Consider the following 24951-nt stretch of genomic DNA (forward strand, 5'->3'; position numbering starts at 1 on the left):
TCACCTCCTTAAAAGAAGAACTTGCATGTCAGGAGCCTGCTTCTGATTTCATTCAGGATCATTTGCTCTTCTTCCGGTCCGTCGGCTTCGAATGTCACCGAAAAGCGCACGTAAGATCCCGCATCATCCCAGGGCACGGTTGAAATGGAGTGATCTTGGATCAGATAGTGGCTGAACGCTTCAGCATTCTAGAACGTCGGACCGTTTTCCACTCCGGCAGGCGCTTTGACATAAAGGAAGAACGATCCCTTAGGCTTCACCGCATCCAATCCGCTTTCCCGGAGGATGGAAGACAGTTTTTCGTGCCTCGCCGCATACTTTACGGCTGTTTTTTCCGTGATTTCCGGGTGGGCCAGCGCATAGGCAGCCGCTTTCTGGATCGGGATGAATTGGCCCGAATCGCTGTTGTCCTTCACTGCCGCGAAGGCGGATACCAACCTGGCATTCCCCGCGATAAAGCCGATCCGCCATCCGGTCATATTGAACGACTTGGAAAGCGAATGGAGTTCTACCCCGACATCTTTCGCTCCCGGAACTGACAGGAAACTGAGCGGCTGATTGCCGTCAAAAACCAATGCTGCATAAGCGGCATCATGGACGACGATCAGTTCATGCGCTTTTGCAAACCGGACAACCTCTTCAAAAAATGCATCGTCGGCAACCGCGCCGGTCGGGTTATTCGGATAGTTCAGGTACAGCAGCTTTGCTTTTTTCAAGATCTCTTCCGACAAAGAATGAAGATCCGGCAGAAAACCGTTTTTTTCAAGAAGCGGGAGTTCAACAACTTCTCCTCCGAGATATCGGGTATGGGTTCCGAGGACCGGATAGCCTGGGGTCGTGACAATCGACACATCGCCGGGATTGATCAGCACTTGAGGCAGCATGGCCAGGGCAGATTTTGTCCCGATCACATGATTGATCTCCGTTTCCGGATCGAGGCCGGCCACTCCGAACACTTCATGCATGTAAACAGCTGCTGCCCGTCTGAATTCCGGTATCCCGTTGTCGGCATAAAACCGGTTTTCCGGCTTTCTGCTTTCGATCATCAGTTCCCTGAGCACAGCGTCATCCGCCATGTCATCCGGTTCTCCGACACCCAAATCGATCAATGCTCTGTCCGGATTTCTCTGCAGCGCTTCCCGTTTGGCCCGCTTGATTTTCTCGAACTTGTAAACCTCATTGCCCATCCCGAAGCGGGAACCCCCGATCCGTTCGGCAAATTTGTTCCGTATATAGTCCAAACGCTATCCGCCTCCGTTCAGACTGCTTTCCACAGTCTTATGTTATTGCGGTTAAAAGGAAAAGTCTTTATAGGTTTCGGATAAAGATTTGCACTTTTTTGCACAGATTTAAAACCTGCTTCTTTTCCATACAAAAAAAGCTGAACGGAGTCCTTCTTCTCTGACTCCATCCAGCCTTATGATTTTCCTATGTCACCGGATATCCGACGGGTTTTTCCCGGTATATTGCTTAAATTGCCTGCTGAAAAAATGAAGATCCCGGTAACCGAGCGCATGTGCGGCTTCCGTCACGTTCAGCCCGGTAAAATGGAGAAGGTGCTCGGCCCGTTTAATTCTGCAGAGGATCACGTAAGACTTAACAGTGTGGCCAATAATCTCTTTGAATTTCCGGGAGAAGTAGCGTTCGGAAAGATGTGCCCGCTCCGCCAGGCCTCTAACCGTATGCGGCTCCGCCGGGTGCTGCCGGATATAGTTTGCGATCTCAAGAATGGTCTCTTCAAACCGTCGGCTGGTGCTGTTCATTTCCTTTGATGCGCATTCGTGTTCTTCCCTCAGAAGATGAATCATGAGTTGTTTGAGAATCAGTTTCCCTTCGGTTTCGGCACCATACGTGTCAACCAGAAACAACCGGACATACCGGCTGAGCAATGACTCAAAGCTGATCGGGTCCGCCAAAACTCTGTGAGGACTCGGAACCTGTCTTGGGATGCATGCCAAGTCGAAATGAATATAAGTCAGAACGAAAGGATTCTGGGCATGATGGACGGCTTCCGTATGATCGCCCAGGCGAAATAAAAAGCAATGCCCCTTTTCCACATCATAAGCCCTGTTGTTCAACACGACCGTACCTTCCCCGGTCCATACATAGAAAAGATCGTAGTTTGGCATGGGCTGACTTCTTTTCTTCCATCTCCAATCCGGCTCGCAGTGGATAGTTGCCATTGCAGGCTTCAATACAAAATCCCCAGGATTTATCTCAAGCATCCCATCCCTCCTTTTACCGAAGAGCTAATGTGGGCTTATATAAAGGAAGGCTCCGGAAACATACCGGAGCCTTCCTTACAATTACTCTACAGTCACAGACTTCGCCAGATTACGCGGCTTATCCACGTCACACCCGCGGTGGAGAGCAGCATAGTAGCTGATCAGCTGGAGAGGGATGACCGAAACAAGCGGTGTCAGCATCGGGTGAACGGACGGGATGACGATTCGGTCGCCTTCCTCTTCAATGCCTTCCATCGAGATGATGCACGACTTGGCTCCTCGGGCACTGACTTCTTTGACATTCCCCCGGATATTCGGGCTGACGGCTTCCTGGGTGGCAAGCGCAAACACAGGCGTCCCTTCCTCAATCAGGGCAATGGTCCCGTGCTTCAGTTCCCCTCCGGCAAATCCTTCTGCCTGGATATAGGAAATTTCCTTGAGCTTGAGTGCGCCTTCAAGGCTGACGTGATAATCAAGGCCACGTCCGATAAAGAATGCATTCCGGCTCAGTTCAAGGAAGTCGAAGGAGAGACCTTCCATTTCCTCTTTCCTTACGATCATTGTCTGGACGGCATTCGCAGCGATGCCCAGCTCCTGAATCAGGTCAAAACCAATCTCCTTGCCTTTCGCTTCAGCAGCAAGACTTGCAAGAATGGCGAGCACCGCAACCTGGGCGGTATAGGCTTTAGTCGAAGCCACCGCGATTTCAGGACCGGCATGCAGCAGGACCGTATGATCCGCTTCACGCGACAGAGTCGAACCGGGAACATTCGTCACAGTAAGGGACGGATGGCCGAGTTCCTTAACCTTGACGAGAACTTGTCGGCTGTCTGCCGTCTCCCCCGATTGGGAGATAAAGACGAACAGTGGCTTTTCAGACAGGAGCGGCATGTTGTAGCCGAATTCACTGGAAATATGGACTTCAGTCGGCACCCCTGCAAGCTTTTCGAAGTATTCTTTCCCGACAAGACCCGCATGGTAGCTTGTTCCGGCAGCGATGACATAGATCCTGTCGGCACCGTTAATCGCTTCGAGTGTTTCCTGCTTGAGGCTGAGATTTCCGTTTTCATCCTGATAGGCCTGGATGATCTTCCTTAAAACAGCAGGCTGTTCGTCGATTTCCTTCAGCATGTAATGCGGGTAGGTCCCTTTTTCAATATCCGAGGCATCCAATTCGGCTTTGTATGCTTCACGGCTGACCGCTTCACCGGTAATCTTGCGGATCTGGACATTTTCCTTCGTGACAATCACCATTTCTCCGTCATGCAGTTCGACGAACCGGTCAGTGACCTGAAGCATCGCCATTGCATCAGATGCGACCACGTTGAATCCATCTCCCAGGCCGACGAGAAGCGGCGACTTGTTTTTGGCGACGAAGATTGTGTCCGGCTCTTCTTCATCAAGCAGGGCGATTGCATATGAACCGTGAAGCATACCCAGCGCCTCAGCGAACGCCTCTTCCGTTGTCATTCCTTCGAAGACAAACTTGGCGATCAGCTGGACGATGATTTCTGTATCGGTATCTGAGACGAGCTGAACATCTGCCAGTTCCTGACGGCGGAGCTTCTCATAGTTCTCGATAACTCCGTTGTGTACGAGCGTGAAACGGCCGGATATGTCTTGGTGGGGGTGAGCGTTTTTCACATTCGGCACACCGTGAGTCGCCCAGCGGGTGTGGCCGATTCCGGTCTGGGCTTCAGTGGAATCATCCACAATGATTCGCAGGTCGGCGATCCGTCCCTTGGATTTGAAGAGAGATACCCCTTCTTCGCCGGCAACGGCAATCCCCGCAGAATCGTATCCGCGGTATTCCAGCTTTTCCAGGCCTCTCAACAGAATTTCCTTGGCATCCAATTCACCGATATAGCCTACAATTCCGCACATATTCAATTCCTCCAATATCAGTCAAAGTCAAATAAGCGTCCTGTTTACCGTTTACAAAACGGCCAGTGGGCGCTGTTCGTGCAAGTTGGATTGATTCCGCACGAGCAGGCAATTCCTGCTCCCGCATGCGGAAATTGATGCCGGCTTTCCCCTCTGTCTCACACAATCACTTGTGTGTTTTGCTGGAAAGCATGACAACCGGACATCACGGTCGGGAGGCATCCGCCGAATTGTCGATGAACCTCCACCTCGTCTGCTGGGACTGTGTTCTGATTTCCCCAGCTCAGGCGCTTTTGATTGTTTTCCGATTTGGGCGTGTCGCCGGTCCTCCTTCGCCTTATTACTGCTTTTGTAATGTATTATACGGAATGTGCTGTTGTCAATTACCTTTTCCTTCAAAATCATTATTTTTATTGCAGAATTCGCGCTGTCCAGTATAAAAAGGCGAGCGATACTGAAGCATGCAGTAATTTACCATATTTACGAAACTTTCCGGAACCGTAACCGTTAATGGTAAGGAGGGATTCAAAAAAACTTAAGTAGCCTATACCACAAACCCGGTCTCCCGAATCCAGATACCATAAGAGGTCTTCGCTTCGTGGCTGAAAACTGATATTGATTGAAATGGAGGAGAAGGAATGGGTTCATACAACGAGCAAATCGGCAGCGCTAATAAAACCGGGCTTACTGGAAAAATGCGGACTGTTTCCAGGTGGAAACTGATTTTGTCGACGTTCACAATAGCATTGATGATTGTGCCGACCAGTTATATGCTGACATTCGCCTATTACGCATTCGGTACGAAGTCCACGACACTGATGGATACTGCCAGTAAAGTCCTTTATCTGACCGAGCCGAACACCGCTTTGGAAGAGATGGAATTTGAGATGGAATTCTCACTGTTTTCGATGGATCTCTCATTTGACCAGTACAAGCAGATTGGCAGTGAACTTTATCCGGTACGCCATTATGATCTTCATTTTGTTCTGGACAATCTTGTGGATAAGAAGATGACCTCAAACCTGGACAGGACACCTCCAAAATACCCCACTCAAACCAATCAGTGGCTCGTCCATCCGGCACAGGGAATGCCGGAATTCAACAGCGATCACAATTGGCAGGTACTCGCCGGACTGCCGGACGAAACCGTTGTCGAAGCCTACTTGTCATTCAATGATCTTTATAAAGTGATCGATGTTAGAAAAGAGTTCCCCGGCATTGACGTTGTATGGGCAGCCATCTACACCGGCACAGAAGATGAGATGTTGAGTGCGGATGGTGATGTGGTTTCCCCGCTCGGTTACCCGGTACAGCCTGACCGGACATACTGGTCGCCTTTCCGGGATTCAATGTCACACGAAGAGACGTTCCTGCAGCTGCTCAAGGAACTTCAGCCGTACGAGGAACTTGCAGCAGAAGTATCGTCGCATAAAAACCTGAAACTTCAGGAACGAATTGAATTTATCGAGCAAAATGGCTTCACCGCATACGGTGCGGTGATCACCGGACCCAAGCAGGAGGTCGAAGCATTAAAAGATTCGCAAATGATCCGACATATGAAATTGGGTGAGGTGAAATTATGGAATTGAACAAAGTAAAACTTAAATCTTTTCAGGTGCTCGGATGGTTCAGTGTCATCACGGGAATCATTGCGCTGGCGCTTCTTAACATATCCATGCTGTCCGGTTATGATTTGTCATTTATGGAACAGCTGTCATTCTGGATTTCCTCCATACTCATCTCGGGCCTGATTGCGCTTTTCGGCAGGAATAGCCGGTCACTTGGGCTATGGGGTATCGGAATAGCCGTCTACCTGGGAATCTTCACCGCCGTCATCTTTATTCTTGGATGGGTCATTATGCCTTTCCCTTAATCCGAACACGTTGGACAAATCGAAAAAATAAAGAGACTGCAGATCCGGCTGAGGAATTCCTCTTCCGTATCTGCAGTCTTTACCGTTATAAGAACTTCCTCTCCGGCCTTTTAGATCTTTCTGATGACGGCTCTCACCGGGCTCCCGTCAGCTCCATGAATGGCAAGCGGCAACGCGATAAATTCGTAATCCCCCGGTTCAGCATCAGCCAGCATCAAATTCTCGACGATATGGATGCCGTTGTCTCCAAGTGAGTGATGGGTCTGCAGTTCCTTGCTGTCCGTCCGGTCCACTGACGGGACATCGATTCCGAGAAGGAAAACTCCTACAGATTTCAAATACGGGCCGATATCGGGCCGCAGCTCGATAAACGACTCCGGAAAAACAAGCGGATTGTTTGTTTCCGATGTTTTCAGGAGAAGACGCCCCGCCCCTTCCAAGTCGTAGCCTTCCAGTTCGTTTTGCCCAAGTGATGTATACATGGTGACATCGATGATCCTTGCCCTGCCGATATAAGTGTTCACGTCCAGTTCATGGAGTTTTTTGCCCGCCTCGTCAAAATGAAATGGTGCGTCCGCATGGGTCCCCATATGCAGGCTCGTCCGGATCTCCCCAATGTTGACCGAGCCGCTCTGTTCCTTCGTAACCCCAAGATCAAAACGGAAAGGCGTGTCTCCCGGCCAGTGGGCCATATCATTCGTAAGCGGCTGAGTTATATCGATCCATCTGCCTGTTTCCATCTGTTTTTCCTCCTTTCAGAGCGTTGTCCTCAAATCCCAAAGTTCCGGGAAGAACCGATGGTCAAGCACTTGCCTCAAGTAACCGACACCGGACGACCCTCCCGTACCTTTCTTGAATCCGATGATGCGCTCCACTGTTTTCATATGGCGGAACCGCCACTGTTGAAGCCAGTCTTCCACATCGACCATTTTTTCCGCCAGCTGGTACAAATCCCAGTAACGGCCGACATCCCGGTAGACCTCTTCCCAGGCCGCCGCGACAGTCGGATCTCCTGCATAAACAACCGAATAGTCCCTGTTCAGCAGGTCTTTATTGATCGGGAAACCGGCCCTGGAAAGTGCCCCGATGGCAGCATCATAGAGACCTGGTTCCACATAAGCCTCTTTTAGTTCGTGGTGGACCTGAACATCTTTTTCATAGATTTTCAGGATGGCTTCCGACTTGTATCCTAGTGCAAACTCGATCAGCCGGTATTGGTACGACTGGAAACCGGAAGCACGTCCCAGACTGTCCCGGAATTCCAGATATTCTGCCGGGGTCATGGTTGACAGCACATCCCAGGCCTGGATAATCTGCGACTGGATCTTCGATACCCTTGCCAGCTTCTTGAACGCCGGCTGCATATCGTCTTTTCCGATGTCTTCAATGGAAGACCTGAGCTCATGCAGGATCAGCTTCATCCAGAGTTCACTCACCTGATGAATGATGATGAACAGCATTTCGTCATGGTGCCCGGACAGGCGTTTTTGAGAAGAAAGAATCTGATCAAGTGACAGGTATTCACCATAAGTCATCGATTCCCTGAAGTCCGTATGGATGTCCTTTTCCTGTTCAAGTGCTTTTTTCAGGTCAGAAATTTTCTTGGGCATTGCACGCCCCTCCTTTGTCAGGCGACGATGCCGCGTTTGTTTTCAAACTTCTTGTACGCTTCCTCATCCATGATCTTCTTGAGAATCCGGATGGTTTCATAGACATCCTCGAATGAGTTATAGAGCGCAGCCGGCGCCAGCCGGATACCTTTTGGTGCCCTGAAATCAGGAATGACACCTTCCGCTTTCAGCGCACTGCAGATACGTGCAGCCTCTTCATGCTCCAGATAGACATGGCCTCCCCGACGCCCATCTTCCCGAGGATTGGCCACCCTGAACCCGTGACCGTCCAACTCCTGGTCAACCAGATCCATCATGAAGCGAGTCAGCTTAAGCGACTTTTCCCGCAGCCGTCCGAGCCCCGCTTCTGCGAAAAGCTCCAGCGAGCCGGCAAGCGGTGCCATGCTGAAAATGTTGGGGGTCCCCACCTGATAAGCACCTGCATGTGCAGCGGCAGTCATATCATGTTCCATATCAAACTGTTTTTTCTTATCTGAGCCGAACCAGCCGGCAAGACCTGGAGCGGTACCGAAGTGGCGTTCATGGATGAAAAGCCCTCCTGTCGAGCCCGGACCGCCGTTCAGATATTTATAGGTGCACCAGAAGGCGAAGTCGGCGTCCCAATCATGAAGGGCATGCTCCATCGCACCGACCGAGTGGCAGAGGTCAAATCCGATCAGGATTCCGTGCCGGTGCGCTGCTTCCGTCAGTGCCGGCATGTTGAGGACCTGGCCGCTCCGGTAAAGGACCGATGGCAGAATGGCGACTGCTATTTCATCCGACATGGCACTAATGATGTCCTCTTCTTCGATCAGATGGCCGTCGCGGCTTTTCACGCTGACCAGATGGAGTTCCGGATCCAGCCCATGGAGCTCCAGCTGGCTTTTGATCGCGTAAATATCGCTCGGAAAATTGAGATCGTCCGCGAGGATCTTCGTCCTCTTCCCTTCAGGCCGGAAGAATGTCGCCAGAATCTGATGAAGATTGGACGTGGTCGACCCGGTCATCATGACTTCCTCTGCCTTCGCCCCTACAAACGGCGCCATTTTGGCCGAAAGCTCTTCTGGGAGATAGAACCACGGACGCTCTCCTCCCGTCCAGCCGTTGATGCCGTGCGCCTTCCATGAATCCATGAGGCTGATTAGCGCCTTCTCTGCCCGGCGGGACATCAGGCCCAGTGAATTACCATCCATATAAATCGTTTCCGGCTGTATGTAAAATTCCTTGCGAAAGTCTTGCAGGCTGTCCTGACGGTCAAGCTCCCTTGCCTCTTCCAAACTTTTTTGCCCCATCTCATGACCTCCTCTGCTATTTAATCCGACTGTACGGCAATGTCCCGGGCCATGCAAGCGCTTTCCAATAACAAGGTTATTTTTCACCCATATAATTGTTGTAGAATCTTTAGATAATTACCGTGTGATTTGGCTTCGGGCGTGTTAGAATAAAGCCATTCAATTTTCAAAAAAGGTCGTGTTATAAATGCCAGCTACAAATGAACGGACAAAACTGCTGCACGTGGAGGATATCCTCATCGCCTACCAGAAGCTGAAGGAAGTCGTCGAGCACACTCCCCTTCAGCTGAACAAACGGCTTTCCGAAAAGTATGACTGCCGGATATACGTCAAGCGCGAAGACCTTCAGCACGTCCGGTCGTTCAAGCTCCGGGGCGCCTACTACAAAATCAAATCTGTTGAACAGGAAGCCCGCGAAAAAGGAGTCGTCTGCGCAAGTGCAGGGAACCATGCCCAGGGCGTCGCCTATGCATGCGCCGAACTCGGCATCGAGGGGAAAATCTTCATGCCGCAGACCACGCCGAAGCAGAAAATCAACCAGGTAAAAATGTTCGGGCGTGACCAAGTGGAAATCATCCTGACCGGGGATACGTTCGACGAATCATCTGCCCACGCTCTGGCCTATAAGGAGGAGCATGGCCAATTGTTTATCCATCCGTTTGACGATCCTGTCCTGATGGCCGGACAGGGAACGGTAGCAGTTGAAATCCTGAATGACATCGAAGAGCCCGCGGACTTCGTTTTCGCATCCATCGGCGGAGGAGGCCTGATGTCAGGGATTGCCACCTATATCAAGAACGTTTCTCCGCAGACGAAAATGATTGGCGTGGAGCCCGCGGGCGCCGCCAGCATGAAAGCTTCCCTTGAGAGCGGACAGGTCACCGCACTTGATTCCATCGACAAGTTCGTCGACGGGGCTGCCGTCCAGAGACCGGGAACCCTTACTTACGAAATCTGCAGCGAGTATGTGGACGAAATCCTCCCTATTCCAGAAGGCAAGGTATGCACCGCAATCCTTGATCTTTACAATGAGCATGCCATCGTAGCCGAGCCGGCCGGGGCATTACCGATCGCGGCGCTTGATGAATACAAAGATGAAATCAGAGGAAAAACGGTCGTCTGTGTGATCAGTGGAGGCAACAACGACATCAGCCGCATGCAGGAGATCAGGGAAAAATCCCTCATACATGAAAGACTTCTCCATTACTTCATCCTCGATTTTCCGCAGCGTGCCGGTGCGCTGCGACAGTTTCTCGACAGCGTACTCGGACCCGATGATGACATCACAACGTTCGAATATACTAAGAAAAACAACAAGGAAAACGGGCCGGCCCTCATTGGGATCGAAATCAAGCACCGGGAAGACTACTCGGGCCTGATCGAACGCATGGACACCCTCGGCTTCCCTTATAAAGAACTGAATAAAGACAGCTACCTGTTCGGCCTGCTGATCTGATTCTGCTGCTGTCCGGCGATGCCGGGCAGCTTTTTTTCGTGGCCGGATCAGCTCACATCAATTTTGCTTTTGACGAGCGCCATGTCCTCGAGAAATAGCTGATAGAGATTAGGGCGGCGCCTGACGGCCAATGGATGATAGGCAACGGTTGTGGAATAGCCGTTTACATCATACCAACTGCCCCGCAGTCCCTTGACGTCCAGGTCGGAATCCCCGAAAAACGATTGCACGGCAACATTGCCGAGACAGAGAATCAGTGCCGGCCGGTGATTTCGCAGCTGTTCATCCAAATGCCGGTGCATACAAATGTCTCTCGTCTTTTCTTTATCATATTTCCTGATAGGCCTTCTCTTTAAAATATACGTCACATAAAACAACTTGCTGTCCAATCCGGTTTCATGAATGGCCTGTTGCAAAGTCTGGCGGGTTCCGCATACGAACGGATTGCCTTCCCGGTCTTCCCGTGCCCCCGGGTTGTCGAGAATCACTATGATGGGAGCTTCGGGATTCCCTTCTCCCCATACCATCCTCGTCCCCTGCTGATCAAGCCCGCATTCTCTGCAATCTCGTTCCCCCGGCGGAACAGGGTCTTCCGGCCAGATCCTTGGACAAAATGACATCTTTCTCATCCCCTTCCCGATAGTGTACAGTACCCCATAAGGGACAAATTATTTAAATGATTGCCTTGAAGGAGTGTCACCATGCCAGCTGCCAGCCAGGAATTCATCCGAATCGTGGATGCAAGTGAAAATAACCTGAAAAACGTTTCAGTGGATTTGCCAAAAAAGAAAATCACCGTTTTCACCGGCGTCTCCGGTTCCGGAAAATCTTCTCTCTGCCTGGATACCATCGCCGCTGAATCCCGCCGCGAACTAAATGAGACGTTTCCAAGTTTCGTCCAGCAATACCTTCCGAAGTACGGCAGGCCACGGGTCGGCAGGATCGAGAACCTGCCAGTGACCATCATCCTCGATCAGAAGAAACCTGCTCAAAATTCACGCTCGACAGTCGGGACTTACACGGATATCTACGCCCAGCTCCGGCTGCTTTACTCTCGTGCCGGCCAGCCGTTCATCGGCTACTCCGACGCCTTTTCCTTTAACCACCCATCCGGCATGTGTCCGAGGTGTGAAGGTATCGGAGAAGTGACGGACCTGGATGTCCATAGGCTGATCGACTTCGATAAGTCGCTGAATGATGAAGGAGTCATCAACTTCCCCGCCTTTACCACTGGCGCGTGGCGGTGGAAACGGTACGCCTACAGCGGGCTGTTTGATCTGGACAAGAAAATCCGCGACTATTCTCCGGAAGAATTGGAGCTGTTCCTTTACTCCCCGCAGATCAAGCTCAAGAATCCGCCGGATAACTGGCCCAAATCCGCCAAGTTCGAAGGGATCGTCCCCCGCATGTACCGGAGCGTCATCACCCAAAAAGAGGGCAAACGCCACCAGAAGCTGCTTGATCAAATGGTGACGACTTACCAATGCCCGGAATGCGACGGCACCCGGGTCAATGAAAAAGTCCGGAGTTGTAAAATCCTTGGCAAAAGCATCGCCGACGTCGTAGCCATGCCCATTGAGGAGACCGTCCCATTTATCCGTTCCATCACCGATCCGGTGGCAAGCGAACTCAATAAGGAATTGGAACTTCGGCTTCGCGCGCTGGTCGATATCGGTCTTGGTTATCTGACACTCAGCCGAGGCATCAGCACCTTGTCCGGGGGTGAAGCACAGCGGACAAAAATCGCGAAATACATCAACTCCTCCCTGACCGATATGGTTTACGTATTTGACGAGCCAAGTGCCGGACTTCATCACTCTGACATCAGACGCCTGATCAAATCACTGTTGAAGCTGCGGGACCATGGGAATACCGTACTGATTGTCGAGCATCATCCCGAAATCATCAGGCTGGCGGATTACGTCATCGACATGGGACCGCATGCCGGCGAACATGGCGGTGAGGTAGTTTTTACCGGGAGCTACACGGACCTTCTGGCATCCGGCACGATGACCGGCCGGTCCCTGCGGCAGTCTGTTCCTCTGAACACCCATCCACGGAAGCCTTCGGGATGGCACCGCCTTGAACAGGCTTCGCTGCACAATCTGAAAGATGTCATGGTTGACCTCCCATTAGGGGTACTCACCGTGATTGCCGGCGTTGCCGGATCCGGAAAAAGTTCATTCATGCAGCTATTCGAGCAGGATTGGACAGGCCCGATCGTCTCCATCAGCCAGAAAGCCATCGGAGCCACATCCCGCTCGACACCGGCAACCTATCTGGACATCTCCGATGACATCCGGAAACGGTTTGCCAAAGAAACCGGTGCGCCAGCCTCCCTGTTCAGCTTTAATTCCAAAGGGGCCTGCCCTGCCTGCGGCGGAAAAGGCATCATCGTGACCGGCATGCATTTTATGGACCCGATCGAAACAGTCTGTGAAGTGTGTGATGGCACCCGGTATGCATCCGAAGTACTTCAGTACCGGGTGGACGGAAAGTCGATTGCCGATGTGATGGGCATGTCAGTACAGGAAGCCATCGTTTTCTTCGAGAGCGAACCGTTCAAGGAACAGCTCATCTCGCTTGATCGGGTAGGACTCGGCTATATCCGTCTGAACCAATCGATGTCCACCCTCTCAGGCGGTGAGCTGCAGCGGGTGAAACTGGCGAGTCATCTGAATGAGAAAGGTGTCGTTTTCATCATGGACGAGCCCACCGAAGGGCTCCATCCCGACGATACGCTAAAGCTGATGGACCTGTTTCATCAGCTTGTCGATGAAGGAAACAGTCTGTTTTTGGTCGAGCATCGTCTGGATGTCATGAAGCAGGCAGATTACCTAATCGAACTGGGCCCCGGAGGAGGCAGTGCGGGCGGCAACATTCTCTTCACCGGAACACCCGAACAGCTTCTTAAAAGTGACAGGTCGATCACAAGAGCGTATGTCGAGGAAAGCCTGCGATCCTGAAGGAGGTACAGATATGGAGCTGATTCTGGTCACCGGTCCCCAAGCCGTCGGTCAAATGACGGTTGGCAGAGAACCGGAAAAACATATGGATGCGCAGCTTCTCTATAATCACCAGACAATCGATTTGTTCGCACGATTTCTCGGGTACACAAAAGAAGCGTTTCGCCTGTCAGATGAAACAAGGAAGAACCTGTTTCGTGCAGTTCTTTCAAGCGGGCGGCAGTGTCTTTTATGTTGAGCTGGAGGCTTCTCTGGACATTCGTCTTGAAAGGAATGTCGGAGAGGACCGGCTGCTGGCCAAACCGTCCAAACGTGATCTTGGATTCTCCAAAAATGAGTTGCTGGATACTCATAGGAAACATCGGCTGAATTCGAAAACCGGCGAAGTAGAGCGGCTCCTCCCGGACATCCATTATCTGAGGATTGACAGTACGTTACTAACAGCAGCAGAAACAGCAGCCGCCATCAAACGGTGGATTAACGATACTTCCAAACAGCAAGCATAGAAAAACGGACCTCTCATTTTTTGGGAGGTCCGTTTTATGCGTGTTTACATCAGGCCGACCGCATTACCATCATGGTCGACGTCCATGCGCATGGCGGCAGGCTCTTTCGGAAGGCCTGGCATCGTCATGATATCGCCGGTCAGACAGACGATGAACCCCGCCCCAAGTTTCGGGATCAGTTCACGGATGGTAATCGTGAATCCTTCCGGACGTCCGAGTACAGAAGGATTGTCAGTGAACGAGTACTGGGTCTTCGCCATGCAGACCGGCAGGATGTCCCAGCCCCGCTTCCTGATGTCGGCCAGCTGCTTTTGTGCACGGTCTGTGAAGTTAACCCCTGCCCCACCGTAAACTTTTGTGACAACGGCAGCCACTTTATCTTCGAAAGCATCGAGTTCGTCATACACCGGGGCAAACTGGTTGCCATCCCCGATCTGCTCCAGAACAAGACGGGCGACATTGGTACCGCCCTCTCCGCCTTTAGCCCACACATCGGCCAGCGCTGCCCGGACACCATGTTCCCGGCAATAGTCGAGAACCGTTTCGATTTCATCCTCCGTATCGGTGATGAATCGGTTCAGAGCAACGACCGGTTCGATGCCAAACGAGCGGATCGTGTCGATATGCTTTGCCAGGTTCGGGAGTCCTTCTGTGACCGCAACCGCATTTGAGCCGGAAAGGTCTGCTTTCGGAACACCGCCATGCATTTTCAGTGCCCGGACAGTTGCGACGATGACTACTGCATCCGGCTTGAAGTCTCCTTGGCGTGCCTTAATGTCCATGAACTTTTCAGCACCCAGATCGGAGCCGAAACCGGCTTCAGTGACGACGATATCCGCAAGCCGTTTCGCTGTCATTGTTGCTGCGAGCGAGTTGCAGCCGTGTGCGATGTTGGCAAACGGGCCGCCGTGGATCAGCGCAGGCGTACCGCCGATCGTCTGCACCAGGTTTGGTTTGAATGCCTCTTTGAGCAGAAGAGTCAGTGCACCCTCCGCACCCAGATCACGGACCGTCACCGGTTCTTTTCCATACGTATAGCCGATCACGATGCGTGCAAGCCGCTCTTTCAGGTCATCCAGCGACTTTGCCAGACAGAAGACGGCCATGATTTCAGAAGCTACGGTAATATCAAATCCATCTTCTCTCGGAATGCCGCCTGACGGGCCGCCTAAACCGACAGTCACATGGCGAAGCGCCCTGTCGTTCATGTCCAGAACACGTTTCCAGGTGATCCTCCTCGGATCGATGCCTAGTGTGTTGCCCTGATGAAGGTGGTTGTCAATCAGTGCGGACAGAGCGTTATTGGCTGTTGTGATTGCATGGATATCCCCTGTGAAATGAAGGTTGATGTCCTCCATCGGCAACACTTGAGAATAGCCGCCGCCAGCAGCGCCGCCCTTCATCCCCATGACCGGACCGAGAGACGGTTCCCGCAGGGCGACCATCGTCTTTTCGCCCAGCAGGGAGAATGCGTCGGCAAGGCCGACGGTCACTGTCGACTTTCCCTCGCCGGCCGGAGTAGGGCTGATCGCCGTCACAAGTACGACCTTTCCGTCCGCATCTGATGCCGGCAGCTTGTCCACATCGATTTTCCCTTTGAATCGGCCGTATGGTTCAAGTGCTTCTTCCGGGATTCCTGCTTTTTCCGCAATCTCCCCGATCGGCTTTATTTCTGCGCGGCTCGCAATTTCCAGATCTGTCAGCGGTGTCGTCGTTTTCATCATGATCTCCCCCTCCGGGCTGTTGGTATCTGTATTATACTGCCCGGAGAGCACCCGCCGTCTTCAGACTTCTTACAAAAGAATGACACCTAAACTTTCTCCGGAGCATGGAATAAAGAAAACAGGAAGGATGATTCCGATTCCGTTTGACTTGCCCGTACAAATCGTGACCCATCCCGTACGTATGGAATCTCCAAAAATCGACTTGGTGTATCCGCAGGTGACCGGACTGGCCAACCCGGCAGCCCAGTCTGCGATCAACCTGGAGATCGTGACCGAGTTCGCACTGCTCCTGCAGCAACTCGGTTACGGGAATCAAAACCTTGTCGAGATGACGGGGTATTATGAAGTGAAGACGAACGAACGGGACGTGCTCAGCCTTCTTCTCGTCGTCTATTCCTTCACAGGCGGGGCTCATGGGCTGACGCTGGCCAAAGCATTGACCTTTGATGTCCGCACCGGAAAACGCTATCGCCTGGGGGACCTTTTTAAGCCGGACAGCGGATATACCGAAGTGCTGTCAGGTATGATCGGCGGGTTGATCAAAGAATGGGAAGTTCCGGAACTTGAACCGTTTGAGTCAATCTCTCCGGGCCAGGATTTCTATATGGCCGACCATTCCCTCACAGTGTTCTTCCAGTTGTATGAGCTGACTCCGTACGTATATGGCTTCCCTTATTTTCCGATTCCCCTAAAATCGCTGGAGTCCATCATTGCGGATTCCGGGCCGGCATCATCTCTGCTCCCATTTTAAAAAGCTCCTTCCCCGGCGGGGACAGGAGCTTTTTCTTAGTATTTATTGTGATACCAATCGGCGGCCGCCCCGATTTCCGTGCGGGTCAGTGAATGGCCAAAGTTCTCCCAGTGGACGTGGACTTCTGCGCCTGCATCTTCCAGCAAGCTCTTCAGATCCTTTGCTTCTTCCATCGGGCAGATCGGGTCGTTGGTGCCCGCGCCGATGAAGACAGACGTTCCATTCAGGGGGGGAAGTTCTTTATCCCGGATCGGAACCATCGGATGGTGAAGAATTGCCCCTTTCAAAGCATCCTCGTAATGGAACAACAGGCTTGCTGCAATGTTTGCACCGTTCGAGTAGCCGACAGCAATCACGTTTTTCCTGTCAAACCCATAGTCGTCTGCCGCCTGGCCGATAAAACTGTTCAGATCTTTCGTCCGCACGACCAAGTCTTCCAGATCAAACACACCTTCCGCCAGCCGCCTGAAAAATCGCGGCATGCCGTTTTCAAGCACCTCGCCCCGCACACTCAGGATGCCGGCATCCGGATCAATCATGTTTCCGATCGGCAAGAGATCATGTTCTGTTCCACCTGTGCCATGCAGAAGAAGAAGCGTCGGTTTGCCTTCTTTGCCTTCCTGGTAAATATGTTTCAATCGGATCCCTTCTTCCTTATCTTGAATTAAAGATAATGCTAACAGGATTTCACTTGCAAGGAAAGTAACTCGTCTTCTAAAAAACTTTAAAAAAATCCAACTTGAAATGTTTACTCCAAATCTTGCCGGGTAATCTAACAGTACAAGGCGAACACCACCAGATGCATCGATTTGATTGCTGCAGAAGGTGGAGAACTGCACAGCCTTGTCGGAAAATTTGCTAGATATGACGAAGCTTTCTCTCGTCAACGCCACACGATCCGCTCGGTTCTGTCCGTTAATCCGCAAGACGAATCATCAAAAGGATGATGGATCATGGAAACCAGGAGGACAAAAAAATAGGCAGATCGAGGCAAGTATCTGCCGCAGCAATTGACCGGAGTGAATCCGGACAGCTTATGCAATGGACTCAGGGGATGGTAGACAATGGACACCAGGAGGACACAAGAAAACCCGCCTGACTTGGCTTAGGTTTTCGGCAACGAACGACCGGAATGAGTTTCCGGACAATCTGTGCACGTGACTCAGGAGATGGTGCCAATGGAAACCCGGAGGACAGCCGGCAAAGACTGTGGCGTACAGTAAGTTTTTTGTGAAAGTGCATTTGACAGCCTGACTGTAACTCTGGTGGTCGCTGGTGTGACACCTTAGCCGGAAAGGCAACGGCAGTCTGGCCGATCATCTGCAAATGGCGAGATGGATGACTTTTTTCGTCAGCGCAGTACCTGAAGCAAGTTTTCCGTTAGCAGGGAAACCGCCCGATCGATTGATCGGGCGGTTTCTCCTGTTGTGGTTTATTTCTGCAAGAATGTATCAGGCATGACGACAGCCACCACTTCGCCGGTAGCGCATACTTCCCCGTCCGCTTCAACTTCAACGTTTACCTTGAACTTTTTCGGATGGATTTCCTCCACTTGCCCCGTCGCTTTCAGGAGCTTTCCGTGGGGAGTCGGTTTTTTGAAGTCCACATGAAGAGATGCAGTGACGAACCTTGGCGGATCCTCCCCGTCACCCGGTTCAAATCCGTTTTTCCTGTGCAGTGCAAGGGACGCGGAGCCAGTTCCGTGGCAGTCAACGAGTGAGGCAAGGACGCCTCCGTAAACAAATCCCGGAAGAGCCAGCTCATCGCCCGCAGGATCGTAGTAGGTGACTGTTACGTCCCCTTCCCAACCCGTCCGAAAATGATGGCCCTTTGCATTACGCCTTCCGCACCCGTAGCACCAGGCGAAATCGTCCGGATACTCATCCTGGATGGCATGGATGATTTCTTTTGCTTCTCGCACCATCTAAATCCCTCCTATTTCCCCATTATCTTCTTCCCCTCTTCGACAGCTTTTCCGGATTTCCTGCTAGCAAATTAAAAGAGACAGGGAAGGAATAGGGTCGCAGGAAGAGCTTTGTTGGCCACGCATCGCTTTTGGCCACAGATGCATTTACTGAGATTGCTTAGCTGTACCTCGTATGATTACCAAACGTCCAAAGGTGTAAGACACACTAATGTGTGTTAAATCAACTGAAATTGAGTTTAGTTAACATTAAATTCGGTTTCATCAGTGATTAAATTCCAAATACTTCTGTCTATACAGTTGCTAATAGACAAACAAAAACCAGGCAAAGAAAAACATTTTGCTTTTCTTTGCCTGTTATTAAAAAACTCAATTTACTTTCTGATAAGTTCTGGCGTTTAACCAAGTATGTCTTATGATTTGATAAACAATTAAGACCCCTACTATAAAGCTTGGTCCTAAAAGTTGTTGAGTCAGATTAAATACCGCAGTGTCGATATACAACGCCAACAACCATCCGACGATCAAAAAAACGACTTGAGTTAATGCACTTACAATTAGAATTTTTTTAAGAAATCCCTGATTTTTTATCATAAGCCAAACTGCAACAGTAATAATATAAATTGACAATGCGAATTCAATATAAACAGTCCAGTTGTTTAATGTGTTAAGTTCCATATAAGCAACGTTGGCTTTCAGTTGGTTACTGGCCCACTGATTTCTAATCGCTTCCTTGTAGAGTTCTAATCCTATAAAGAGACCATTTAAAATAACGAGAAAGCTCACAAACAGGCCTATTAATCTGTTATTATTCATTAAGCGGACTCTCCCCTCTATTAGCAATGATTCTCTTGTGAACGTTATCTTAATTTATATGTTGGATTTACATATCCCCAATCATAACATTTCCCTAAGGGGATTTCGACGCCTCCAATTTCAATTGGAATCACTACCCTTCCTCGCATTCTGTAAGAAGCATAGAAATCAATTCCTCTGTTACCACTAGTGTATCGATATCCCGTTGAAATATTGCTGACCTCTTCAGTAAATGCTGCTCCAAAGTTAGCGCTTACATTTACTGTTGGATTACCTAATGCTGTAAAAGTACCATTTGAATTCTCTCTATAACTAATCTTTAAAGCAGTTGACCATTCTTTTCTAAACTTTTTTGTATTGTCATATTCCAAGTGATAAACATGAACTGTGCGGTTTACTGTCGAACCTATTGAGTATGGTTGGATTAACATAGGATTAGTATTGTCTTCAATATATCGCAAAGATAATCCGTGTTCCTCTAGCCCTCTAAGAACTGCTTCATAATTTTGATGTTCTAAATTCTTCTTGATTTCCATACTTATTCCTTTTGAAATAACATCGCCTGATGTTTGAATAACATCAATATCATCAATTGGAGCATTTTCAATAAAATCTTGGAAAACAACATTTGTTTTCTTAACGGTTACACTTTCAGTTTTCAGCTGATCTGCACTTACTCTATCAATCTTCATAAACATAAATAGCGATGAAATCACTAGCAAACAAACAGCAACTTTCTTCATGTACCTTACCCCTTTTCTCTTTTTTAGTGCCAAGCGTATTGTGTTAATCCTCATTATTATTCAGTATTGTCGTGAGCATAATTATCTAATTCTTTTTTCATGTTGCGCCGACTTGTTCGCCATAAACAAAACGAGATGTTTTATTTTCTTCTGCTGTCGGTACGGCGGTTTGTCGTAACTTTTTTGTGATTTCGACATACTTATTACTTTTTATTGAAACCCATCCTTTACCGAGACTCATCCAATGCCTGTTCCTAATATCGCTGATCGTCTCGGCAACAGACACCAGATGGTTTTAAGGATTTATGGACATGCTATAAAATAGCTCGAAAACCGAAAGCCCTTGCTTTTTCCAGAGCACTCGCCTTGTGAATTGGGCAGTTTTTACAAAAAGACCTCGGATTACCCGTGATGTATGGGGTTTCCGAGGTACTAACCGTTTTATATAACAAAATGGACCAGAAAAATTTCTTCTAATTCCGTACATATCCGCTGGACCACTACTTTGATTTAATTTTCCTTCACGCTGATATTGTCCATGATGAAGCGGTCTTTCGGCAAGGTCGGCATGCGGACCATGTTGATGGTGAGGTCCTGCTCCGGAACGTAGTAGGACAGGTTTTCTGTCAGGTACCGCACACTTTCTTCGATAATCATGACGGTAATCGGTTCACCGGGGCACCGGTGGCCGGTATCCGGATCACCGCCGCCCTGCGGGATAAAGTTGAACCGGTCATCGACAAAGTCATTGAACCGGTCGGGGTTGAATGTCTCCGGCTCTTCCCAGATGCGCGGATCCCTGTTGATGCCATGCACATCCAGGATCACATGACGGCCTTCTTTAAACTGATAGCCTTTCCATTCAAAGTCTTCTTTGACAACTGCCGGAAGGAATGGCGTGAACGGATAAAAACGCCGGACTTCGTTGGCAAAGTTGTTCAGCTCTTTGGTGGTGGCCAGCTTGTCCTTCCATTCCGGGAAATCATGCAGGGCCAGTGCGGCAAACGCGACAAATCGGGCGACTGCGACGGCAGGCCGGATGACATTGAGGAGTTCGATGGCAGCCATATGGGCATCCAGCAGTTCCCCTTCTTCCTCATGGAAAGCGACGGTATGAACCGGAGTGCCTTCCTCAGCGTTCATCCTGCCGTCCCGGACCGCTTCGATCACTTCCTGGATCCAACCTTCCGTCTCCGTCCGAACTTTTTCTCCTTCCCGGTATCGTTTACCGACGCCGCCCGCAGCATCAATCATCACACCGACCTCATAGGCCCGCCGCCAGGATTCCGCATCCGTCAGCGGGACGCCTGTCCATCGGCACATGGCCCTCAAGATCAGTTCCTCTGACTCATCAAACAGGACGGCCCGCTTTTTCTGCTCCATTTCCAGGCCCTTGCGCTTCCACTCTTCCTGAAGGATCGTCCGGAGCTGTGCCAGCCTCTCGTCGGTCATCATCGACATGAACATCGCTTTCCGGATCTTGTGCTTTTGTCCATCCTTCGTATGGATTCCATTAACGCCGAACAGCGTTTTCTGGATGCGTTTCGGCATCGCGCCTTCCCGCTTGATCTTGGATTCATCATAAAACAATTCCGCTGCGTCCCGTCCGGTCATGACGATCATTTTCTTGCCCAGGATCCTCGCCTCGAACACGTCGGTATCCATTTGGGACATCCGCTTGCCGACAAAGTTGTAGCCTTCGGTGACCACGTTTACCGTACTGTCGATCATCTTGATTTCTGGAATCTGTTTGGTCATCAGTACACCTCTTCTGTCACTTAGTTCTTTTTCTATTCCCTAAATAACCAAAGGGATAACGTCATCCATTAAGTCAGAAAGCTCAGAATCTGCTTTCAATAAAGTTATGAATGTTATACAATTAATTCGACTACCGTAAGACTAAGGGGGAAACACCATTGTCCGCAATTCCGCGTTCAGAAGTGAAACTCGAAGAGACATGGAACCTGAAGGACCTGTTTGCTTCGGAATCCGATTACGAAGCAAGGCTGGATGAGATCCGAAAAGCTGTCCGCAAGTTTTCCGAACAATACAAGGGCAAGGTCACGGATTCTGCTTCCGCTCTTGCAGCACTCAAGGATTACGCCTCGCTCTATGAATTGATCGTCCCTGCCGGTACTTATGTGAGCCTTTTGCAGAGCGAAGATCAGACAAACAGCGACCATCAGATGAGAGGGGCGGCTTTTGGCTCGCTCATGGCAAAAAGTTCTTCCGAGATGAGTTTTTTTGAAAGTGAGCTTTCTCAGCTTCCTGAAGAAGAGCTGAAGAACGCAATGGAGCAATCTGAGGACTTCCGCATTTATTTAAGAGATATTCTCCGATTCAAGCCACACAAGCTCCATCCGGAAGTGGAAAAAGTGCTTGCCGCGTTTTCTTCCGTATTTGATGCGCCTTATGAACTTTACAATGTCACAAAGCTTGTCGACATGAACTTCCCGGATTTCGAAGCAGGCGGAGAGCAGTTCCCGAACAGCTACAACCTGTTTGAAGGAACTTGGGAGAGCGATCCGGACACGGAAAAACGCCGTGCTGCTTATAAAGCGTTCTATTCGAAGCTGGCCGAATACCAGCACACAACCGCCAAGACCTATGACACCCACCTCCAAACGGAGAAGACAACTTCCGATCTTCGCGGATTTGACACGGTCTTCGATTATCTGCTGTTCAACCAGGAAGTGGACCGGGAGCTGTATGATCGCCAGATCGACCTCATCATGAACGAATTGGCGCCGCATATGCGCAGGTATGCCAAACTGCTTCAGGGTGTTCACGGGATCGACAGGATGACCTTCGCTGACCTGAAAGTACCGCTTGACCCGTCGTACGAACCGAAAATTACAATCGACGAGTCCAAAAAGTATATTTTTGACGCCCTGTCGGTGATGGGCGATGACTATTCGGAAATGCTGAAGCGATCCTATGACGAACGGTGGACAGACTTCGCGCAGAACAAAGGTAAATCGACGGGCGCATTTTGTTCCAGCCCGTATGGCGTACACCCATATATCCTGATTTCCTGGTCAGGCAGCATGGAGGATGTGTTCGTCCTGGCGCACGAGCTCGGCCATGCCGGCCATTTTTATAATGCCCACAAACATCAGGGAATCTTCAATGCACGGCCATCCCTTTACTTTATCGAGGCTCCATCGACGATGAATGAAATGCTGATGGCCAACCACTTGCTTAAGAACTCGGATGACCCGAGGTTCAAGCGCTGGGTCATCGCCTCCATCGTCGCGCGGACTTATTATCACAATTTCGTCACCCACCTTCTCGAAGCCGCCTATCAGCGCAAAGTTTACGAGCGGATCGATGACGGGCAGAGCGTCAATGCAGGCGTGTTGAATGAACTGAAGCGCGGTGTGCTTGAAGAGTTTTGGGGCAGTGACATCACGATCGAAGAAGGCGCCGAACTCACTTGGATGCGACAGCCGCATTACTACATGGGCCTATACCCGTACACTTACAGTGCGGGCCTGACGATTTCCACACAAGTATCCAAGCGGATCCTGGACGAAGGCGAGCCTGCTGTGAACGACTGGCTGGAGGTCCTGCGTGCCGGCGGCACAAAATCACCGGTTGAACTCGCAAAAATGGCGGGCGTCGACATCACGACGGATGCTCCGCTCCGTGACACCATCGCCTATATCGGAAGCCTGATTGACCAGCTTGAGAAACTGACCGAAGATGTCGCTTCAAGCAGCAAAGCCTGATCGGTCTCTCCTTCCCTCTTCCGCAACCGCGGAGGGGGTTCTTTGATTTTCCGAGAATCCGCTGTATAATAGAGAATTGTGGCTTACTCCATTACGGAGTGAAGCGGGTAGGGAGAGGGATAATTGAATAGCAGGGTTTCACAATGAGAAAAGATTTTTTTGATTTGAAGGGACACGGGACAACCGTCCGTACAGAAGTGATGGCCGGGTTTGTCGGCTTCTTTACGATTGCCTATATCATAGCGGTCAACTCGTTTATCCTTGCCGAGTCCGGGATGCCACTTGAAGGCGCCATGATTGCCACGATCCTGATTTCGTTCGTCGGCTGCCTTCTAATGGGCTTTTGGGCCAACGCGCCGATTCTCCTTGTTCCCGGAATGGGCATCAACGTCATGTTCACTTATACGTTTGTCCATTCAATGGGACTGGATTACCGGACAGCCCTGACACTTGTGTTCATTTCCGGTGTCTTGTTCGTGGCGGTCGCCTTCACGAAACTGGGGGCCATCCTGAACCGGGTGATTCCGCAATCACTCAAAGTGGCCATCACGGTCGGAATCGGACTGTTCCTGATTTTTATCGGCCTGGAGAAAGGCGGCGTCATCGACCGCGGCACAAGTTCCATGATTGCGCTGGGCGATCTCTCTGATCCGAAACTGATCGCCACGGTCCTGACGCTCATCATCACACTCGTCCTGTTTGTGCGCAACATCACCGGACACTTTCTCTGGGCGATGATTGCGGGAACCGTCATCGCGGCACTGTTCGGCATTTTGCCTGATGCTTCCGGTAACGATGAAATTTCACTTTCTTCATACAGCGATGTGTTTGCTGCATGGTCGTTTGACAGTGTGCTGTCCATGGCGTTTATCGTCGGAACGTTTTCCCTGACGATGGTGACCGTCTTCGAGAACATCGGTCTCGTGCAGGCACATACCGCAGCCGCGGGCCGTCCGCAAAAGGCGGAACGGGCCCTTCAGGCGACTTCGCTGTCCGCCATGCTGTCCGGCCTGTTCGGCTCGAGCACGCCGGTCGCAACTGCGGAAACGGGAGCTGTCATTGCAGCGGGCGGACGCACCGGGCTCAGCGCGGTCACGACAGGAATTCTGTTCCTGTTGTCGGTTTTCTTCATTCCGGTCATCCAGTTTATTCCGGATAATTCAATTGCCCCGATTTTATTGATCATCGGAGGATTGATGGTTCAGAATATCACTGACCTGGATACATCCGATCTGACTGAGGCGTTTCCTGCGATCTTCCTGATCGCCATGATTCCGTTTACCCAGAGCATTGCGGATGGGGTTGCCGTAGGGTTCATCCTCTATCCGCTATTGAAACTGGCAAGCGGACGGGCTCGGGAAGTCGCCAAGCCGCTCTACGTGATTGCGGTCCTCTTCATCCTGAATTTTGCGGTTTATCTCGTCTGAGATACCGCCATAGAAAAAAGGCT

General features: G+C 50.6%; 22 protein-coding genes and 1 pseudogene. 9 read left to right on the top strand and 14 right to left on the bottom strand.

Annotation, left to right across the window (positions count from 1 at the left end; genetic code table 11):
• Window positions 1-8: 8 nt before the first annotated feature.
• The 3 genes and pseudogenes from KHA84_RS10435 to glmS all read right to left on the bottom strand — a co-directional run bounded on the left by KHA84_RS10435 (window position 9) and on the right by glmS (window position 4109).
• A pseudogene (locus tag KHA84_RS10435) lies at window positions 9-1187 on the bottom strand (LL-diaminopimelate aminotransferase).
• Window positions 1188-1433: 246 nt separating this feature from the next.
• Window positions 1434-2225, bottom strand: a complete 792-nt coding sequence (locus KHA84_RS10440) for a helix-turn-helix domain-containing protein (protein ID WP_213423461.1) — start codon at window positions 2223-2225, stop codon at window positions 1434-1436.
• Window positions 2226-2306: 81 nt separating this feature from the next.
• Window positions 2307-4109 (bottom strand): glutamine--fructose-6-phosphate transaminase (isomerizing), encoded by a 1803-nt coding sequence (gene glmS / locus KHA84_RS10445; RefSeq protein WP_213423462.1) that lies wholly within the window; start codon window positions 4107-4109, stop codon window positions 2307-2309.
• A gap of 638 nt (window positions 4110-4747) precedes the next feature.
• Here glmS and KHA84_RS10450 point away from each other — a divergent pair.
• Both KHA84_RS10450 and KHA84_RS10455 read left to right on the top strand, forming a co-directional pair.
• Window positions 4748-5698: an anti-sigma factor gene (locus KHA84_RS10450; protein ID WP_213423463.1), complete on the top strand. Its 951-nt coding sequence runs from the start codon at window positions 4748-4750 to the stop codon at window positions 5696-5698.
• A complete protein-coding gene (locus KHA84_RS10455) occupies window positions 5689-5982 on the top strand; it encodes a hypothetical protein (RefSeq protein ID WP_092051742.1) in 294 nt (97 codons plus the stop codon). Before KHA84_RS10450 ends, KHA84_RS10455 begins: the two co-directional genes overlap by 10 nt.
• Window positions 5983-6092: 110 nt before the next feature.
• On the opposite strand, the gene kynB is transcribed toward KHA84_RS10455, so the two are convergent.
• The 3 genes from kynB to kynU are packed head-to-tail and all read right to left on the bottom strand — an operon-like array spanning window position 6093 to window position 8884.
• Window positions 6093-6722 (bottom strand): arylformamidase, encoded by a 630-nt coding sequence (kynB, locus tag KHA84_RS10460; protein ID WP_092051745.1) that lies wholly within the window; start codon window positions 6720-6722, stop codon window positions 6093-6095.
• A gap of 15 nt (window positions 6723-6737) precedes the next feature.
• Window positions 6738-7592, bottom strand: coding sequence for a tryptophan 2,3-dioxygenase (gene kynA / locus KHA84_RS10465; RefSeq protein WP_092051748.1), 855 nt, complete (start codon window positions 7590-7592; stop codon window positions 6738-6740).
• Between the two features lie 17 nt (window positions 7593-7609).
• Window positions 7610-8884, bottom strand: a complete 1275-nt coding sequence (gene kynU / locus KHA84_RS10470) for a kynureninase (protein ID WP_213423464.1) — start codon at window positions 8882-8884, stop codon at window positions 7610-7612.
• Window positions 8885-9071: 187 nt separating this feature from the next.
• Between kynU and ilvA the strand changes: the two genes are divergently transcribed.
• Window positions 9072-10340: a threonine ammonia-lyase IlvA gene (gene ilvA, locus KHA84_RS10475; RefSeq protein WP_213423465.1), complete on the top strand. Its 1269-nt coding sequence runs from the start codon at window positions 9072-9074 to the stop codon at window positions 10338-10340.
• A 47-nt stretch (window positions 10341-10387) separates the two neighbouring features.
• On the opposite strand, the gene KHA84_RS10480 is transcribed toward ilvA, so the two are convergent.
• Window positions 10388-10867, bottom strand: a complete 480-nt coding sequence (locus KHA84_RS10480) for a uracil-DNA glycosylase (RefSeq protein ID WP_336511140.1) — start codon at window positions 10865-10867, stop codon at window positions 10388-10390.
• A gap of 174 nt (window positions 10868-11041) precedes the next feature.
• Here KHA84_RS10480 and KHA84_RS10485 point away from each other — a divergent pair, with 174 nt between their 5' ends.
• The 3 genes from KHA84_RS10485 to KHA84_RS15625 are packed head-to-tail and all read left to right on the top strand — an operon-like array spanning window position 11042 to window position 13812.
• Window positions 11042-13306, top strand: a complete 2265-nt coding sequence (locus KHA84_RS10485; protein ID WP_213423467.1) for an ATP-binding cassette domain-containing protein — start codon at window positions 11042-11044, stop codon at window positions 13304-13306.
• A gap of 13 nt (window positions 13307-13319) precedes the next feature.
• The gene (locus KHA84_RS15620) at window positions 13320-13544 is read left to right on the top strand and encodes a hypothetical protein (RefSeq protein ID WP_419465597.1); all 225 of its coding nucleotides are present in this window, start codon (window positions 13320-13322) and stop codon (window positions 13542-13544) included.
• Complete coding sequence (locus KHA84_RS15625; RefSeq protein ID WP_419465598.1) at window positions 13504-13812, top strand: hypothetical protein; 309 nt, start codon at window positions 13504-13506, stop codon at window positions 13810-13812. The genes KHA84_RS15620 and KHA84_RS15625 overlap by 41 nt, the downstream gene beginning before the upstream one ends.
• Before the next feature lie 44 nt (window positions 13813-13856).
• On the opposite strand, the gene KHA84_RS10495 is transcribed toward KHA84_RS15625, so the two are convergent.
• Window positions 13857-15533, bottom strand: coding sequence for a formate--tetrahydrofolate ligase (locus tag KHA84_RS10495; RefSeq protein WP_213423468.1), 1677 nt, complete (start codon window positions 15531-15533; stop codon window positions 13857-13859).
• Between the two features lie 130 nt (window positions 15534-15663).
• On the opposite strand from KHA84_RS10495, the gene KHA84_RS10500 reads away from it, so the two are divergent.
• The gene (locus tag KHA84_RS10500) at window positions 15664-16287 is read left to right on the top strand and encodes a DUF3298 and DUF4163 domain-containing protein (RefSeq protein WP_213423469.1); all 624 of its coding nucleotides are present in this window, start codon (window positions 15664-15666) and stop codon (window positions 16285-16287) included.
• A gap of 35 nt (window positions 16288-16322) precedes the next feature.
• Here KHA84_RS10500 and KHA84_RS10505 read toward each other — a convergent pair whose 3' ends face one another.
• From KHA84_RS10505 to KHA84_RS10530, 6 genes are all read right to left on the bottom strand, one after another.
• A complete protein-coding gene (locus tag KHA84_RS10505) occupies window positions 16323-16925 on the bottom strand; it encodes an alpha/beta hydrolase (RefSeq protein ID WP_213423470.1) in 603 nt (200 codons plus the stop codon).
• A gap of 794 nt (window positions 16926-17719) precedes the next feature.
• Window positions 17720-18211, bottom strand: a complete 492-nt coding sequence (locus KHA84_RS10510) for a PaaI family thioesterase (RefSeq protein ID WP_213423471.1) — start codon at window positions 18209-18211, stop codon at window positions 17720-17722.
• Window positions 18212-18580: 369 nt separating this feature from the next.
• Window positions 18581-19027: a hypothetical protein gene (locus KHA84_RS10515; RefSeq protein ID WP_213423472.1), complete on the bottom strand. Its 447-nt coding sequence runs from the start codon at window positions 19025-19027 to the stop codon at window positions 18581-18583.
• Between the two features lie 44 nt (window positions 19028-19071).
• Entirely contained in the window at window positions 19072-19770 is a 699-nt protein-coding gene (locus tag KHA84_RS10520; protein WP_213423473.1) for a hypothetical protein, read from the bottom strand.
• A gap of 97 nt (window positions 19771-19867) precedes the next feature.
• The gene (locus KHA84_RS10525; RefSeq protein WP_177168315.1) at window positions 19868-20011 is read right to left on the bottom strand and encodes a hypothetical protein; all 144 of its coding nucleotides are present in this window, start codon (window positions 20009-20011) and stop codon (window positions 19868-19870) included.
• Window positions 20012-20280: 269 nt separating this feature from the next.
• Window positions 20281-21528, bottom strand: a complete 1248-nt coding sequence (locus KHA84_RS10530; RefSeq protein ID WP_213423474.1) for a cytochrome P450 — start codon at window positions 21526-21528, stop codon at window positions 20281-20283.
• Window positions 21529-21686: 158 nt separating this feature from the next.
• On the opposite strand from KHA84_RS10530, the gene pepF reads away from it, so the two are divergent.
• Together pepF and KHA84_RS10540 are read left to right on the top strand one after the other, a co-directional pair.
• Window positions 21687-23501 (top strand): oligoendopeptidase F, encoded by a 1815-nt coding sequence (gene pepF, locus KHA84_RS10535; protein WP_213423475.1) that lies wholly within the window; start codon window positions 21687-21689, stop codon window positions 23499-23501.
• A gap of 143 nt (window positions 23502-23644) precedes the next feature.
• Window positions 23645-24928 carry an NCS2 family permease gene (locus tag KHA84_RS10540; protein WP_213423476.1) on the top strand — a complete coding sequence of 428 codons (1284 nt, stop codon included), beginning with the start codon at window positions 23645-23647 and terminating at the stop codon, window positions 24926-24928.
• The last annotated feature ends 23 nt before the right edge of the window (window positions 24929-24951 follow it).

It is taken from the genome of Bhargavaea massiliensis (genome assembly GCF_018390575.1).
GTDB lineage: Bacteria > Bacillota > Bacilli > Bacillales_A > Planococcaceae > Bhargavaea > Bhargavaea massiliensis.